Annotated in this window: 14 protein-coding genes and 1 tRNA gene; 3 read left to right on the top strand and 12 right to left on the bottom strand. The window is 66.2% G+C overall.

Features of this window, described 5'->3' with window-relative positions:
- The first annotated feature begins 112 nt into the window (after window positions 1-112).
- From BW11_RS10640 to BW11_RS10650, 3 genes are all read left to right on the top strand, one after another.
- On the top strand, window positions 113-829 hold the full coding sequence (locus BW11_RS10640; RefSeq protein WP_140445712.1) for an ATP-binding cassette domain-containing protein: 717 nt from the start codon (window positions 113-115) through the stop codon (window positions 827-829).
- A 2-nt stretch (window positions 830-831) separates the two neighbouring features.
- On the top strand, window positions 832-1977 hold the full coding sequence (locus BW11_RS10645; protein ID WP_140445713.1) for a hypothetical protein: 1146 nt from the start codon (window positions 832-834) through the stop codon (window positions 1975-1977).
- 83 nt (window positions 1978-2060) lie between these two features.
- Entirely contained in the window at window positions 2061-3020 is a 960-nt protein-coding gene (locus BW11_RS10650; protein WP_140445714.1) for a helix-turn-helix domain-containing protein, read from the top strand.
- Window positions 3021-3125: 105 nt separating this feature from the next.
- On the opposite strand, the gene rplA is transcribed toward BW11_RS10650, so the two are convergent.
- From rplA to dapE, 12 genes are all read right to left on the bottom strand, one after another.
- Window positions 3126-3818, bottom strand: coding sequence for a 50S ribosomal protein L1 (rplA, locus tag BW11_RS10655; RefSeq protein WP_043165766.1), 693 nt, complete (start codon window positions 3816-3818; stop codon window positions 3126-3128).
- A 15-nt stretch (window positions 3819-3833) separates the two neighbouring features.
- The gene (gene rplK / locus BW11_RS10660; protein WP_043165768.1) at window positions 3834-4265 is read right to left on the bottom strand and encodes a 50S ribosomal protein L11; all 432 of its coding nucleotides are present in this window, start codon (window positions 4263-4265) and stop codon (window positions 3834-3836) included.
- Between the two features lie 392 nt (window positions 4266-4657).
- Window positions 4658-5539 (bottom strand): transcription termination/antitermination protein NusG, encoded by an 882-nt coding sequence (gene nusG, locus BW11_RS10665; protein WP_140445715.1) that lies wholly within the window; start codon window positions 5537-5539, stop codon window positions 4658-4660.
- A gap of 42 nt (window positions 5540-5581) precedes the next feature.
- Window positions 5582-5806 (bottom strand): preprotein translocase subunit SecE, encoded by a 225-nt coding sequence (secE, locus tag BW11_RS10670; RefSeq protein ID WP_219846765.1) that lies wholly within the window; start codon window positions 5804-5806, stop codon window positions 5582-5584.
- Between the two features lie 34 nt (window positions 5807-5840).
- Window positions 5841-5916: transfer RNA gene (locus BW11_RS10675), tRNA-Trp, on the bottom strand.
- Window positions 5917-6207: 291 nt separating this feature from the next.
- Complete coding sequence (locus BW11_RS10680; protein ID WP_140445723.1) at window positions 6208-7416, bottom strand: pyridoxal phosphate-dependent aminotransferase; 1209 nt, start codon at window positions 7414-7416, stop codon at window positions 6208-6210.
- A 39-nt stretch (window positions 7417-7455) separates the two neighbouring features.
- Window positions 7456-8589, bottom strand: a complete 1134-nt coding sequence (gene proB / locus BW11_RS10685) for a glutamate 5-kinase (RefSeq protein ID WP_107043762.1) — start codon at window positions 8587-8589, stop codon at window positions 7456-7458.
- Window positions 8590-8612: 23 nt separating this feature from the next.
- Entirely contained in the window at window positions 8613-10322 is a 1710-nt protein-coding gene (obgE, locus tag BW11_RS10690) for a GTPase ObgE (RefSeq protein WP_140445717.1), read from the bottom strand.
- A gap of 252 nt (window positions 10323-10574) precedes the next feature.
- Complete coding sequence (gene rpmA / locus BW11_RS10695) at window positions 10575-10823, bottom strand: 50S ribosomal protein L27 (RefSeq protein WP_107043764.1); 249 nt, start codon at window positions 10821-10823, stop codon at window positions 10575-10577.
- A 40-nt stretch (window positions 10824-10863) separates the two neighbouring features.
- Window positions 10864-11172 carry a 50S ribosomal protein L21 gene (gene rplU / locus BW11_RS10700; protein ID WP_043165782.1) on the bottom strand — a complete coding sequence of 103 codons (309 nt, stop codon included), beginning with the start codon at window positions 11170-11172 and terminating at the stop codon, window positions 10864-10866.
- A 188-nt stretch (window positions 11173-11360) separates the two neighbouring features.
- Window positions 11361-14306 carry an Rne/Rng family ribonuclease gene (locus BW11_RS10705; RefSeq protein ID WP_140445718.1) on the bottom strand — a complete coding sequence of 982 codons (2946 nt, stop codon included), beginning with the start codon at window positions 14304-14306 and terminating at the stop codon, window positions 11361-11363.
- A gap of 593 nt (window positions 14307-14899) precedes the next feature.
- Complete coding sequence (gene dapE, locus BW11_RS10710) at window positions 14900-16180, bottom strand: succinyl-diaminopimelate desuccinylase (protein WP_140445719.1); 1281 nt, start codon at window positions 16178-16180, stop codon at window positions 14900-14902.
- Window positions 16181-16285 lie beyond the last annotated feature (105 nt).

A 16285-nucleotide genomic window follows, 5' to 3' on the forward strand; every position in this document is an offset into this window, starting at 1 on the left:
ATCATCGCCTCGCAGCTCGGCAAGACGATGGTCGCGCCGGACGGGGTTGGCTCGTTCTCCTCGGTGGACGTCTCCCCCGCCTCCGACGAGCCCTGCCGGGGGTGATTCCACGATGACGGGAATCGCCGATCAAGGCATCGTTCAGAGCGCCGATCAGGGTAAGCGCGTCGAACTGAACGATGTGGGGCATACGTTCGATCCCTCGGGTGAGGACATGCTGTTCCGGCATCTGACGGTGACGCTGCTGCCGAAGCACGTGTATGCGCTCACCGGCCCGTCCGGGTCGGGCAAGTCGACTCTGCTGTCGATCATCGCCGGGTGGGTGACGCCGACGAACGGCACGGTGGAGCGCATCGGCTGTTCGCGTGTGAACTGGGTGCTGCAGAATCCGCATGGCGTGGCGCGTCGGGCGGCCGTCGACCATGTGGCGCTGCCGTTCATCGCGCGCGGCGAGCGGCGTGCGGACGCGACCGCGCATGCGATGGAGCTGCTGGACGCGTTCGGGCTGACGGCATTGGCCGGCAAGCGGTTCCGTGACCTGTCCGGCGGCGAGGCGCAGCGGCTCATGCTGGCACGCGGCGTGGCGAGCGGCGCCGATCTCATGCTGGTCGACGAGCCGACGGCGCAGCTTGATCTCAATACGGCGGCGACGGTCAACGAACGTCTGCACGCGCTGTCGATGGGCGGGGCGATCGTCGTGGTCGCCACGCATGATCCGCGCACTCGTGACGCGTGCACCGATCTCATCGATCTGGGTGATTTCCAATCGGATGATCGCAAGCCCGATCGCGAGCCCGATGACAGCACCGATCGTGGGGAGGTGGGTTAGCGATGGCCGATACGAACGGACGTCCACGCCCCGCCCGCATGCGACTGCGCGGCGTATTCGACGAGGCCGTGCGCAATCTCGTCTCCGGTACGTCGCATGCGTGCGCGATGGCCGTGACGCTCATCTGCCTGATGACGCTGTGCATGCTGGCCGATCTGGTGTCGATCACCACGATCCAGCGGCGCGCCGACTCGTTCGTCGCCTCGGGCGGATCCACGTATTCGATCACCTTCACCGGTCATATCGATGGGGCGGCCTGCGATCGCCTCGCCTCGCTCGACGGGGTCATCGCCTCCGGGGCGGTGCGCAGCGAGGCCGGCAAGCTCACGTTCGCGGCCCTGCCGTCCACGGGCGTGCCGACATACGAGGCGACGCCCGGTGCGACCGGCGTGTTCGCGAACAGCGCCACCACCGCGCGCGACGCGATTCGCCCCGGTTCGAAGAGCGGCGTGTGGCTGTCGCAGGAGGCGGCGAAACCGCTCGACGCGCGATCTGGAGATCAGCTCACGCTGCGTGACGATCGCACGGTCGACGTCGCCGGCGTCTACGACTGGCCGGATGACGGGCGTCAGAGCGGCTACTCGTATGCGGCGATCATGCCCGTCCCCGCGTCGGACGACGAACCGTTCGACCAGTGCTGGGTCAAGGCGTGGCCGGTGCCCGAGAACATCGAATCGCTGCTGCGCGTCACCACGAAGGGCGATGAGTCGGTCACGCAGGAACGTCCGACCGTCGCCCAGCTCAACACGTCTCAGGGGCGCACGTTCGACGCGATCGCGGCGTACCGTGGGCGGCTCACGGTGTGGTCGCCGCTGGTGGCGGGCGTCGTCGCGCTGCTGATCGGATGGATCGCGGTGCATCTGCGCCGGCTGGAACTCGCGTCCGCATTGCACTGCGGCGTGCCGAAAAGCGCGATGGTCGTCGGTGTGCTGGTCGAGACGAGCGTGTGGACGCTGATCGCGATCGTCACGTGTGTGCCGGTGGAGGCGTGGATGTGGCTGGAGAACACGGACACGGACGCGATGGTGCTCACCGACACACTGCTGCGCGTGCCGGTGGCGGTGTACGTCGGCGTCTTGGTCGGCGCGCTGGCGCGAGCGGGCACGATACGGGAGCGGCAGTTGTTCCGATACTTCAAGAACCGGTGACGGGGCGCGCTGCCCCTCAGACCCGCTTCCACGGGGGCCGAACAGGTCTGACCAGAATGCCTCGAGGTCATTACACTGGTGGTATGGCTGATTTTCTCGATGTGCTGACCTCGCATGTCTCCAAGTCCGTTTCCGAAGGCGTTGCCGATGGTGGTGACGAGTCGGGCGCCGGACATTCGGATGCCCGTGCACTGCTCACGCGGGTCGCGTTCGAGTCGCTTGCCGACGGATTGTCCGACGATCGCGTGGCATCGATGCTGCGCGTTCTGGGGTGGGACGGCGATGTCCCCTGTTTCGCAATCGCGGGATGGCCGGGAGTGAACGCTGCGGCGACCATGCAGGCGGTGAATCAGGCGGTCGCCGATCTGGGCGGCGAATCGCCCGTATGCGGTGTGCGAGACGGCGTCGTGGCCGCGGTGATCCGCATCGAGGCGGCAGTGCGGCCGGAGGTCGTGTGCACGGCGGTATCGCCCGCGTTCGCTGGCGGCGTCGGCGAGATCACCGGCGATGATGCCGTTGACGGCGCCACGGTATCCGATGAGAACGCCGTCGCGTCATCGCCGCTCTGCTTAGGACCGGTGCGTCACGGCGTTGCGGGTGCCGCGGCGACGCTGGGCGCGGCGTTGACCACGCTGCAGGCGGCACCGGCATTGACGTCCGGTTCGCCGGCCGGCGACGGCACCGGTGTCACCGGAACTCGCACGGCGCGCCCCGTACGGGGCGTCACGCTGCTGCGCGCGGAGGACGCACTGCCGGAACGTGCACTGCTCGGCGACCCGGACGCACGACGCGAACTGGTCAACGTGGTGTACGGGTCGCTCGCCGGCACCAATCCCGATGATCCGACGATGCTCACCGTCTCCACGTTCCTCGCCTCCGGCGGATCGCTTGAGACCACCGCGCGCACGCTCAACGTGCATCCGAACACGGTGCGCTATCGCCTGAAGCGTGCGGCCGACTCCACCGGCTGGGACGCCACCGATCCACGCGAGGCCTACGTCCTCACCACCGCCATCGCCTTGGGCCGCATGCATGCGGCATGATATACGAGAAAACCTGACGCCGAGGAGTCCTCAGCGTCAGGTTTTCTCGTATATCCGCTATCCCGTTGCGGGCAACGGCTACATCACTGATCGAAATGATCGAAATCAGGCGATGGAGGCCGGGTCGACCGGGATGCCGGGGGCCATCGTGGAGGTGATGGTGGCCTTGGTGACGTAGCGGCCCTTGACGGTGGACGGCTTGAGACGCTTGACCTCTTCGGCCACGGCGCGGAAGTTCTCGTCCAGAGCCTTCTCCTCGAAGGAGGCCTTGCCGATCAGGAAGGAGAGGTTCCCGTGCTTGTCGACACGGAACTCGATCTTACCGCCCTTGATGTCCTTGACGGCCTTGGCCACGTCCATGGTGACGGTGCCGGTCTTCGGGTTCGGCATGAGGCCACGCGGACCGAGCACACGACCGAGGCGGCCGACCTTGCCCATCATGTCCGGGGTGGCGACGACGGAGTCGAAGTCGAGGAAGCCATCCTGCACCTTGGCGATCAGGTCGTCATCACCGACGATGTCGGCGCCGGCTTCCTGAGCGGCGGTGGCCTGCGGGCCACGGGCGAACACCAGGACGCGGACGGTCTTACCGGTGCCGTTCGGCAGGCTGACGGTGCCGCGGACCAGCTGGTCGGCCTTGCGCGGGTCGACGTTCAGGCGCAGCACAGCCTCGACGGTCTCGTCGAAGTTGCGTGTCGGCATGCTCTTGAGCAGCGCGATGGCCTGGTCGGGGGTGTACAGGTTGTTGCGATCGACCTTCTCGGCCGCCTCGCGGTACTTCTTGGAATGCTTAGCCATCTGTCCTTCTCCTTATCAGTCGGTCACCGTGATGCCCATGGAACGGGCGGTACCTTCGATGATCTTCATGCCAGCTTCGATATCACGAGCGGACAGGTCGGGCATCTTCACCTCGGCGATTTCGCGGACCTGAGCCTTGGTGACGGAGCCGACCTTGTGGGTCAGCGGGTTCTCGGTGCCCTTCTCGATACCGGCGGCCTTGAGCAGCAGAGCCGCTGCCGGCGGGGTCTTGAGGACGAAGGTGAAGGAACGATCTTCGTACACGGTGATCTCAACCGGGATCACCTGGCCCATCTTGTCCTGCGTCTGGGCGTTGTACGCCTTGCAGAAGTCCATGATGTTGACGCCGTGCGAACCAAGGGCAGGACCCAGCGGCGGGGCCGGGTTGGCCTTGCCAGCCTGAATCTGCAGCTTGATCAGCGCGGAGACTTTCTTCTTGGGAGCCATGTTATGGTTCTTCTTTCTATAACGCGGTGCTACCGGTCGCCGCACCCGACCTCCGACTCGACGCGTCCCGGACTGTTCTGAACTGTCTCGGACACGGACGCCGTCAAAGGCCCTGCGCGGTCTCCTCCCGCAACTTATATTGCTGTGCTGTGCTAGCGGGTCTCCCCTCCAGACACGAACTTTCTAATTCTGCCACCGCGGCACGACTGCCGACACGCCGATACAACGCAGAAATCCCCACACAATGTGCGGGGATTTCCTACAAGCGTTACATTCACTCCTGAGATTCGTCGACGCGTGCGGAGAACACCGTCCGAAGCCGAAGGCGTACGAAGGTACGTCGAGGCTGAGGAAAGGGGTTATACGCTCCGTCGACGGATTGCAGGCAGGTTTCAGTCGAGCTTCTCGACCTGATCGAAGCCCAGCTCCACCGGCGTATCGCGGCCGAAGATGGACACGAGCACAGTGAGCTTCTGCGTGGTGGGCTCGACGTCGGAGACGACGGCGGCCATCGTGGCGAAGGGGCCGTCGGTAACGGTGACCTGATCGCCGACCGCGTAGGAGACCTCGACGGTGCGCTTCTTGGCGGCGGCAGGCTTGTCGCCGGCCTTCTTGAGCGCCTCGGAGGCGATCATCGGAGCCATCATCTCGACGACTTCCTTGCGGGTGAGCGGAGCCGGATCCTTGGTCGGGCCAACGAAGCCGGTGACGCCTTCGGTCTCGCGCACGATGCGGCGGGCGTTCTCATCGGGCCACATGCGGATGAGGACGTAACCGGGAACGCGGACGCGGGTGATGACCTTCTTGCCCTTCTCGGTGTGCTTCTCGACCTCTTCCATCGGCACTTCGATCTGGAAGATCTTGTCTTCGAGACCGAAGGACTGAATACGGGATTCGACGTTGGTCTTCACACGCTTCTCATAACCGGAGTAGGTGTGCAGCACGTACCACTTGCCCTCGAGAGTGCGCAGCGAGGCGGCGAACTCGTCGATGGCGGCCTGACCGGCATCGGTGGTTTCGGCCTGCTCGGACTCGTTGGTCTCGCTCTCCTCGTCATCATCGAGGCTGACCGAGGACTCGGAAGAGGATTCAGCGGAGGCGACAGGAGCATCCTGAACGGACGGAGCCTCGGTTTCGACGGAGGAATCACCCTTGGCGGAGTCCGCAACCGAAGCGGTCTCCTCGGCAGCAGGGGCGGCCGGAACGTCAGCCGGTTCGTTCTCCGGCAGGTCGGGCATCGCGTCGATGCTATCGAAATTCACTTCATCGCTCATGCGTTTTCACCTTCGGGTGTACTAGGGGTCGTTACTGGAGGATCAGCCGAACACCCACAGCGTGGCCTTGCACAGGCCGAAGTCCATGCCGGTGACCAGAGCCATCAGCAGCAGCACGAAGATGAACACGGCAAGGGACCAGAAGAACAGTTCCTTGGCAGTAGGGGTCACAACCTTGCGAAGCTCGTCGATGATCTGCTTGATGAACAGACCGATGCGCATGAAGACATTCGGCTTAATGGCCTTTTCATTGCTAGCCTTCGCCATATCCATCCTTCGCTTGGGGTATTCGTCAGAAACTTGGCAGGGAAGGCGGGACTCGAACCCACAACCTACGGTTTTGGAGACCGTTGCGCTACCAATTGCGCCACTTCCCTAGGTGAACTTCACCTCGGCTCCACGCTCCAGAAGAACGCTTCGCCACGGCGAAAACCGCCAAGTCGGTATATTAGCGAATGACTTCCGATTACACAAATCGCGTGTCGCACGGCGTGGCGCGACACGCGATTCATGCCAAAAACGGCTTCATACCAACGTTTTAGAGTGATTTGAGATCCTAGGCATTCCACCTATCGATTCGTCGACCGTGTAACTACCCCTCAGACCCGCTTCACGGGCCAGCTCCCCTGACAAGGGGAGCCGGAGGATGCCGACAAAATCCCGGAGAATCACGCCTCGACGTAGGCCTTCATGCGACGCATGCCCTCGGCGAGCTGGTCGTCGGCCAGCGCGTAGGAGAATCGCAGATAGCCGGGCGCGCCGAACGCCTCGCCGGGAACGGCGGCGACGTGCGCCTCGTCGAGCAGGGCGGCGGCGAAATCGGACGACGTGGCCGACACGGTGCCGTTGGGGCCGAGCGGCCTGCCCAGCAGCTCGCGGATGTCGGCGAACGCGTAGAACGCGCCGGTCGGGGTCGGGCAGTGCACGCCCTCGATGTCGTTCAACGCGGCGACGATGGCCTTGCGGCGCACGTCGAACGCCTCGCGCATGTGGTACACCTCGTCGAGCGGGCCGGAGACGGCCGCGATGGCGGCGCGCTGCGACACGTTGGCGACGTTCGAGGTCATGTGGCCCTGCAGCTTGGCGGCGGCCTTGGCGACCGGCTCGGGGGCGATCAGCCAGCCGACGCGCCAGCCCGGCATCGCGTACGTCTTGGCGACGCCGTTGAGGATGATGAGCTGGTCGCGCACCTCGGGCACTGCGGCGCCGATGTACGTGGTGTGCGCATCGTCGTAGTTGAGGTGCTCGTAGATCTCGTCGGTGATGACCCACACGTGGTGCTCGATCGCCCACTTCGCGATGCCCTCGATCGTCTCGGCGCTCCACACGGCGCCGGTCGGGTTGTTCGGGGAGGTGACGATGATCGCCTTCGTGCGGTCGGTGCGGGCCGCCTCGATCGCGTCGAGATCGGGCTCGAAGCCACGCTCGGCGCCGGCGAAGACCTCGACCGGCTTGCCGCCGGCGAGCTTGACGGCCTCCGGGTAGCTGGTCCAGTACGGGGTGGGGATGATGACCTCGTCGCCCTCGTTGAGCAGGATCTGGAAGGTCGAGTAGACGGCCTGCTTGCCGCCGTTGGTGACGACGACCTGCTCGGGGGCGACTTCGAAGCCGGAGTCGCGCAGCGTCTTGTCGGCGATCGCGCGACGCAGTTCGGGAAGGCCCGGGGTCGGCGTGTACTTGTAGTTCTTCGGGTCGCGGCATGCGGCGGCGGCCGCGTCGACGACGTAGTCCGGGGTCGGGAAGTTGGGTTCTCCGGCGCCGAAGCCGATGACGTCGAGTCCGGCGGCCTTCATGGCCTTCGCCTTGGAATCGACGGCAAGCGTGGCGCTCGGGGTCACATGGTTGATACGGTCGGAAAGAGTCTGCCATTGAGCCATAGTCATGGCTTCAAGGATAATCCGGGCGCGCGAGAAGCGCTAGACGAGGACGAGGTTGTCTCGGTGGACCAGAGGGTGGGTGAATTCGGGGCCGAGAATGCGCTTCAACTGCGCGGTGTTGCGGCCCAGCATACGTTCGATCTCCTCCGAATCGTAGCCGGCGAGGCCGCGTGCCAGATGCGTGCCGTCATCGGAGTCGACCCACACCGGGTCTCCCGCGGAGAACGCGCCGCGCACCTCGAGCGCACCCGCGGCGAGCAGGGACGCCCTGCCTCCCCGCACGGCATGCGCCGCGCCGGAGTCGACGATGATCGTGCCGCGCGGCTCGGCCGCGAAGCCGATCCACAGGCGGCGCGTGGACCCGCGGTGCTTGACCGGTGCGAACGCGGTGCCCACGGGGTCGCCCATCAGCGCCGGGCCGGCGTTGCCCGCACAGGTGAGCACGGTGGGGATGCCGGAGACGGCGGCCACGCGAGCCGCCTCAAGTTTGGTGACCATGCCGCCGGTGCCGACCTTCGAGCCGGTGCCGCCGACCTTGACCTCGCCGAGCGCGTCCACGACGTTCGGTACGTAGCCGATGCGGTGAGCGCCCGGCTCGGAGGGCGGTGCCGTGTACAGGCCGTCCACGTCGGTGAGCAGGACGAGCGCGTCGGCCCTCACGAGATTGGCGACAAGCGCTGAGAGTCGGTCGTTGTCGCCGAATCGGATCTCGTTGGAGGCCAGCGAGTCGTTCTCGTTGACGATCGGCACGACGCCCAGATCGAGCAGACGTCCGAGCGTGCGCTGCACGTTGCGGTACTGGGTGGCGCGGATCGTGTCCTCCGCGGTGATGAGAATCTGCCCCGCATGCACGCCGAAACGGCCGAACGCGGCCTCGTACTGCGCCATCAGCAGGCCCTGGCCGACGGATGCGGCCGCCTGCTGCGTGGCCACGTCCGTCGGACGCGAGTCGAAGCCGAGCGGGCCGAAACCGGCCGCGATCGCGCCCGAGGAGACGAGCACGACGCGCGCGCCCTGCCGATGCGTCTCGGCCAGCGCGGCGACCAGTGCGTTCAGGCGCGTGACGTCGAGGTGTCCGTTCGGATTGGTGAGCGAACTGGAGCCGACCTTGACGACGACGGTCTCCGCCTCGGCGATGCGCCGACGGATCTCGGCCTGCGATGGTGTGGACATATTCCCTCCTTGTGGTCGGGATTCTACTCCTGCCGTTCGCCGGAGTCGCCGGTGTTCCCGTCGTCGACGCTCTCGCCGCGGCCGAAGAGGCTGTTCTCGTCGTGGCGATCGTCGTCGATGGACGGGTCGGCCCAGTGGCCGGCCTGGCGTTCGGCCATCATCGCCTCGCGGACGGCGGCCTTCGCGTCCATCATCGCGTAGTATTCGCGACGACGCTCGGCGTTGGTGCGTCGACGGGCGCCCGGCGCGTCGGCCTCAAGACGCAGATCCGTGCCGCGCGCGCCGATCGGCGTGCCGTCGAGCAGCTCGCCGCCGGCCGCGATCGTCGGATCCCAGTCGAACTCGACCGCGCGATCGCCGCGGCCGATGCGGATCTCGTCGCCCGGCTTGGCGCCCTTGCGGCGCAGCTCGTCCTCGACGCCCAGCTTGGCCAGACGGTCGGCGAGATAGCCGACGGCCTCGTCGTTGTCGAAGTTGGTCTGCTGCACCCAGCGTTCCGGCTTGCGGCCGGTGACCTCGAACCAGAAGTCGCCGTTGCCGTTCTCCTTGCGTTCGATCGTGAAGTCGAGCGCGGTGCCGTTCTCGTCGGCGACGCGACGACGGCGTCCCTTCTGCTCGAGCGGCTTGATGACGACGCGTGCCTCCTCCTCGGCGGCCTCGCGCCTGGCGACCTCCTCGCGCATCTTCCCGACCAGATCGGCCAGGGCGAAGTTGAGCTCCTTCAGGCCCTCGTGCGAGGCGGTGGAGATGATGAACACGCGCATGCCGCGCTTCTCGAACTCCGGCTTGACGAACTCGGCGAGCTCCTTGGCCTCCGGCACATCGACCTTGTTGAGGATGATGATGCGCGGACGCTCGGGAATCGGGATCGCGCCGAGCGGCAGCTCCAGCGAGCCCGCGTACTCGGCGAGCTCGTGCTCGAGCGCCTCGTAGTCGCTGATCGGGTCGCGGTCCGGTTCGAGCGTCGCGCAATCGATGACGTGCGCGATGATCTCGGTGCGCTCGATGTGGCGCAGGAACTCCAGTCCCAGTCCCTTGCCCTGGCTGGCGCCGGGGATCAGACCGGGCACGTCGGCGATGGTGTAGCGCCGATCGCCGGCGACGACCACGCCGAGGTTCGGCACGAGCGTGGTGAACGGATAGTCGGCGATCTTCGGCTTGGCGGCGCTCATCGCGGCGATCAGGCTCGACTTGCCGGCGGACGGGAAGCCCACCAGTGCGACGTCGGCGATCGACTTGAGCTCGAGGATCACGTCGCGCTCCTCGCCCAGCTCGCCGAGCAGGGCGAAACCGGGGGCGCGGCGGGTGCGGTTGGCCAGCGCGATGTTGCCCAGACCGCCAGCACCGCCCGCGGCGGCTACGTAGCGATCGCCCTCGTGACGCAGATCGGCGAGCTCCTCGCCGGGGCGCTTCGACTGGCCCTGCGCGCCCTTGGCGGCGAAGACGATGGTGCCGCACGGCACGGGCAGGATCAGGTCCTCGCCCTTGGAGCCGTCCTTGTTGTCGCCCAGACCCATCGTGCCGCTGGCGGCCGTGCGATGCGGCATGAAGCGGTAGTCGAGCAGACTGGTGGCGTTGCGGTCGGCCACGAAGATGACGGAACCGCCGTCACCGCCGTTGCCGCCGTTCGGACCGGCAAGCGGCTTGTACTTCTCGCGGCGGATGCCGGCGGAACCATTGCCGCCGTCGCCGCCCTTGACGTGGACGGTTACTCGATCCACAAAATCACTCATGATTTGCCTTTTCGTGTGTCGTTCCCCACATCTGCGCTTCTCGTGGGAAGTCGCCCGATGCATGGTCCGACACGCTCCGGGCCGCTCTGGCCAAGTCCTTACGGTCGGGCAACGCATCAGGCGACTTCCCACTTGCGTTGAGTGGGACAGTTGCGTTTGAGTCGATCCTTGGAAGCACGCGGATCGAGGAGAAAGAGAGGGGATATGAAAAAAGCCGCGTCCTAGGGGCGCGGCTTTTCGCTATCGCTGTGTTCAGGCGATGACGTCGACGACCTTGCGGTCACGACGGGTGCCGAACTTCACAGAGCCATCGGCGAGAGCGAACAGGGTGTGATCCTTGCCCATGCCGACGTTGTGGCCCGGGTGGAAGTTGGTGCCACGCTGGCGGACGATGATGTTGCCGGCGACGACGGCCTCGCCACCGAACTTCTTCACGCCGAGGTATTGAGGCTGCGAATCGCGACCGTTGCGCGAGCTGGACGCGCCCTTCTTATGTGCCATGATCGGTTCCTTTCAGTCAGTGTAAGCTTTGACGGAAAAATCAGGCGATCGCCGTGACCTTGACGGCGGTCAGCTTCTGACGGTGGCCCTTGCGACGGGCGACACCGGTCTTGTTCTTGTACTTCTGGATGTTGATCTTCGGGCCCTTGGCCTCGTCGTTCACGACCTCGGCCTTGACGGAGACCTTGGCCAGATCAGCGGCGGCCAGAGTGACGTTGGCGCCATCGACCACGAGCGCGACCGGGAACTCCACGGTATCGCCCTGCTTGGCGTCGAGACGGTTGACGAGGATGACGTCGCCGACCTCGACCTTTTCCTGATGGCCACCGGCCTTCACAATCGCGTACATAATCGTTCCTTTTATATTGGGGAAAGCTTATTGCCTGACGCTCTCGGATACGCCGAGCTCGCGGTCAGACACCGACAAACTAACTTACACTGACACGCGGACTAACGCAACCGCGTTTCATCCGCGTGTCATTCACGCCGGTTTGCCGTTCGGCGTGCTAGAGACCGGCCGTCGCCTTGAGTCGACGCTCAGTCGTCGATGTCCGCGTTGTTCGCGGCGACCGCGGCGGCGGCGATCTGCGCGAGCTTGGCCTTGACGTCCGGACGGGACCCTGCCGGCTCCGGCGCGGGCGTCGTGCCGCGGCCGTGCTTGTTCGTGCGCACGAACGGATCACCTCCACGCAACGCGTAGGGGTCATCGTACTCGGCGCTGACGATCGGCTTGTCGTGCAGGATGAAGCCGCGGCCCTTGCAGGTCGGGCACTCCTCGGAGAACGCCTCGACCAGACCCTGGCCGATGCGCTTGCGCGTCATCTGCACGAGGCCGAGCGAGGTGACCTCCGCCACCTGATGCTTGGTACGGTCTCGAGCCAGGCATTCGACGAGACGACGCAGCACGAGGTCGCGGTTGGCGGGCATCACCATGTCGACGTAATCGATCATGATCATGCCGCCGATGTCACGCAGACGCAGCTGACGCGCGATCTCCTCGCTCGCCTCGAGGTTGCATCGCGTGACCGTCTCCTCGAGCGACTTGCCGCGGCCGATGAACCGGCCGGTGTTCACGTCGATCGTGGTCATGGCCTCGGTGCGGTCGATGACGATCGAGCCGCCGGAGGGCAGGTAGACCTGACGCTCCATGCCCTTCCTCAACTGGGAGTCGATCTGCCACTTGTCGAACACGTCCTTGCCGTTGTGTTCGGCCGGATCCCACTTGACGAGCTTGTCCTTCAAGTCCGGGGCCATCGTCTCGAGGTACTCCTCGATGCGGTCGTAGACCTTGTCTCCCTCGACGATCAGCTGGCTGAAATCGTCGTTGAAGATGTCGCGCACCACGCGGATCGCGACGTCCGGCTCGCCCTGCAGGAGCTTGGGACGCTTGCCGTGCCAGAACTCCTCGCGCTTGGCGTTGATGCGGTTCCACTGGCGCACGAGGCTCTCGAGATCCTTGACGATCGCGTCCTCGCTCGCGCCCTCGGCCGCGGTGCGGATGATCACGCCCATGTCCTTCGGCGCGATCTTCGCGACGATGTTCTTCAGGCGCGCACGCTCACGCTCCGGCAGCTTGCGGCTCACGCCGGTCATGCCGCCGGACGGCACGAGCACGAGGAATCGGCCGGCGAGCGTGACCTGCGAGGTCAGGCGGGCGCCCTTGTGACCGATCGGATCCTTGGTGACCTGCACGAGGACCGGATCGCCGGACTTGAACGCGAGTTCGATGCGGCGCGGCTGGCCTTCGAGACGGGTCGCGTCCCAGTTGACCTCGCCGGCGTACAGCACGCCGTTGCGGGCCTGTCCGATGTCGACGAACGCGGCCTCCATGCTCGGCAGCACGTTCTGCACGCGGCCGAGATACACGTTGCCGACGGTCTGCACCTCCTGGATGTCGGACACATAGTGCTCGACGAGGATATTGTCCTCGACCACGGAGATCTGGGTGTGCTTCTCCTTCTCGCGTACGACCATCAGGCGTTCGACGTTCTCGCGGCGCGCGAGGAAGTCCTGTTCCATGATCTGCGACTGGCGGGAGCGCTCGCGGCGATTGTCGCGACGACGCTGCTTCTTGGCCTCGAGTCGGGTCGAGCCCTCCACGTCGGTGATCTCGTCGATGTACTGCTGCTTGCGGGATCGGCGGGAGATGATCTGCTCGTCGTCGTCCTGCGACTTGCCGCGGCGGCGACGGCGACGCGTACGGGTGACGGTCTCCTCCTCGACGGGCTCCTCATCGCGATCCTCACGGTCGCGCTCATCGCGATCGTCACGGTCCTCGCGGGATGCGCGACGCTCCTCAATCGCCTCGGACTTGCCGCGGCGACGACGGCGACGCGTACGGGTGCGTGGCTCCTCGTCGGCCGGCTCCTCGTCGTCGATCGGACGGTAGGAGATGTCGTCGAGCTCCAGGTCCTCCTCGATCTGTTCGACCTCGGCGGCGGCGCGACGCTCCTGCGCGTTGAGACGACGGCTGCGGGTGCGCCGGTGCCCGGAGGCGTTCTCGTTCTCGTTGGCCTGATCGTCGGCGTTCTGCTGGTCGGCGACGCGGCCGGCGGGGTCGGCATCGGAGCGGTCGGCACGGTTGGCGCGACCAGTCCGGGCGTCATCCTGCTTGTCGTCCTGCTGGGAAGCGTTCTGACGGGCGGCGCGGGAACGCGTGCGGCGACGGGTCTCACGGCGCGAGGCGCGCGTCTCATCGGCATCGTCGGAGCCGTTGTCGGAGGCGTTGTCGGACGAATCGTCATCGGCGTGGATGTCGATGATATCGATGTCATCGTCGTCGTCGCGGCCGTGCGCGGGGATGACCGGCTCCTGGAACAGCAGCGAAGTCATCGGGCGGGAACGGCGTCCGCCGCGATCGCGCGAGATCTCGTAGTCGTCGTACTCGTCGCGATCGTCGTCACGGTCATAACGGTCATGGAACGGCAGTCCATCGAGCAGCTCCTCGGCGCGCTCGAGATCGTCGTCGTCACGGCGACGGGACCGACGGGCCGGACGCGCGTCGTCATCGTCGAAATCGTCGGCATGGCGGACGCGACGGCGGCGGGTGGGGCGCTCGTCCTCATCGGAGGCGTCGACGATGGCGGGGGCACGGCGGACGCGAGACTTGCGGCGCGGCGACGGCGCATCATCGTCGGGGGTGTTGTCGGAGGCGGGAGCGTCGGAGGTGTTGTCGGCGGAGGCGTCGGACTGAGGCTCGGGCAGACGCGGCTCCTCGAACATCGCGGCGGAATGGTCCTCGACCTTCAGTTCGAGCGACACGCCGGCGGCGCCCGCACCGCGCACGACGCGACGGCCACGACGGCGGCGGGTCGTGGTCGGGGCGCCGTCCGAGCCTGCGGGGGTGTTCACGGCATTGGAATCGGCAGTGGCGTCATCGGAGCCGGTATTGGTATTGGATACGGTTGCATTCTGGGCGTCGACGTCGTCGACCCCATTGTTGTTCACAGCGGGCACGATGCTCCTCGTCCCGGCGTGCTGCATCACGTCGGACCTTATATATAAGGCCTCCACGGCTCTCACACCATGCTCTCACCATGGCCGCGCATCGCTTGCGCCCGCAGAAGCAATTCCTTCAAAGTCTGTGCGGCTCGGACGGCGGACACCGGCGCTCGCGCGGATCATAGGGCCACCCTGGATCCAGCTGCGAGGGGATCGACGCCATCTGGCACGTCGGCGGTTTGCAGAACCACCGCATTCAAGTATGCCACAACTTTTTCCCCGGGGTCACCACGGACAACGTACTCAAGGTCCGAGGGTCGCCCGTTCCCGTGCCGATCGGCGTACGGGGAACGAGGCCAACGCGCGCCTTATCCCATTCCTCGTACGCCGGGGGCTCGCCAGCGTACGGGGAATGGGGCCATCGCACAAGTCTCACCCGTATTCGTACGCTTGCGTCGCGGCAGCGTACGAATACGGGTGAGATCGGCCCCGAAGTCACGGGGAGCGTACGCTACGGCGCCGTCAGCGTACGTTCCCCGTGACACCGAGTCAGTTACCCACGATGTGCGTACGGCGTGTCATCCGCACCATCGGACCGTGGGCCGTTCAGCCGGCAATCAGCCGGGGACTCATGGTCAACGGGACAACGACAGCCACTCCCCCAGGATGTCGGTGAGGAGCGTGAGATCGGATTCGGGCATCTGCTCGTCGTGCTTGTGGGCGAGCAGCGGGTCGCCGGCGCCGAGGTTGACCGCCGGAATGCCGAGCTGGGAGAACCGGGCGACGTCGGTCCAGCCGAGCTTGGCGAGCGGGTCGCGGCCGGTGCGCTCCTTGACGAGCCTCGCCAGGGAGACGGCCAGCGGCGCGTCCATGCCGGGTCGCGCGGACGGCGACTCGTCCTTCATCTCGATGCCGTAGCCCTCGAAGACACCACCGGTGGCGGTGTGCTCGCCGTTGCCGAGCTCGGCGCCCGCGTCGGCACCCATCATCAGGGCCTTGGCCTCGGCGAGCGACTTGTCGGGGGCGAACCGGTAGTTGACGTGAACGCGGCATTCGTTGGGGATGACGTTCGTGCCCTTGCCGCCGGAGATCAGCGTGGCGTTGAGACCTTCGCGGTAGGTCAGGCCGTCCACCTCGACGTCGGCCGGCTCATAGGCGTTGAGGCGGTTCAGGATGTCCGCGGCCTTGTGAATCGCGTTGACGCCCATCCATGCGCGGGCCGAGTGCGCGGCGACGCCGTGCGTGATCACGTCGAAGCGGATCGTGCCGTTGCAGCCGCCTTCGATGCCGCAGCTGGTCGGCTCGCCGATGATCGCGAAATCGCCGGTGATCCAGTCGGGGTGGGTCTCGACGACCTTCCTCAAACCGTTCTTCTCGGCGGCGACCTCCTCGTGGTCGTAGAAGACGAACGTGAGATCGGCGTTCGGCGTGGTTTCGGGCGCGGCGCCGTCAAGGGTGGCGGCGAGGTAGAGCATCACCGCATCGGACGCCTTCATGTCGGTGGCGCCGCGACCCCACAGGACGCGTTCGCCAGGATGGGCCTCGGCGATATCCTCGCGGATCAGCGGGTCGCCGGGTTCCAGCCAACGCGGCGGGAAGTTGTCGATGACCGGGACGACGTCGATGTGTCCGGCGAGGATCACACGCCGATCGAGGCCGAAGTCGGTGGAGGCAACGACGGTATCGCCGTGGCGTCGGACGGCGAGGTGGGATTGCTGGCGCAGGAAGTGTTCGATCTCGTCGGCAAGCGGGGTCTCGTAGTCGCTCACCGAGTAGGCGGTCATGATCTGGGCGAGGATCGTCGCGATGGCCTCGGTGCGGGGCGCGTTCGGGTTGAGGGTGATGGGGGTGGCGGTGTCGCGCGCGAGCGCGGCCTTCGGATCGGCGGGAGCTGTGGTGTTCGTATCGTTCGTCATAGCCGCGATTCTAGTGGGGACGCGCCGGCGCCGAGGCCGGGTGCCCATTCGTCGGGCCGATGCCCGGGCGGGAATCGCACGGACGACGTCCGCACGGGCGTGAAC

This window comes from Bifidobacterium sp. UTCIF-38, assembly GCF_006454495.1.
Taxonomy (GTDB): domain Bacteria; phylum Actinomycetota; class Actinomycetes; order Actinomycetales; family Bifidobacteriaceae; genus Bifidobacterium; species Bifidobacterium callitrichos.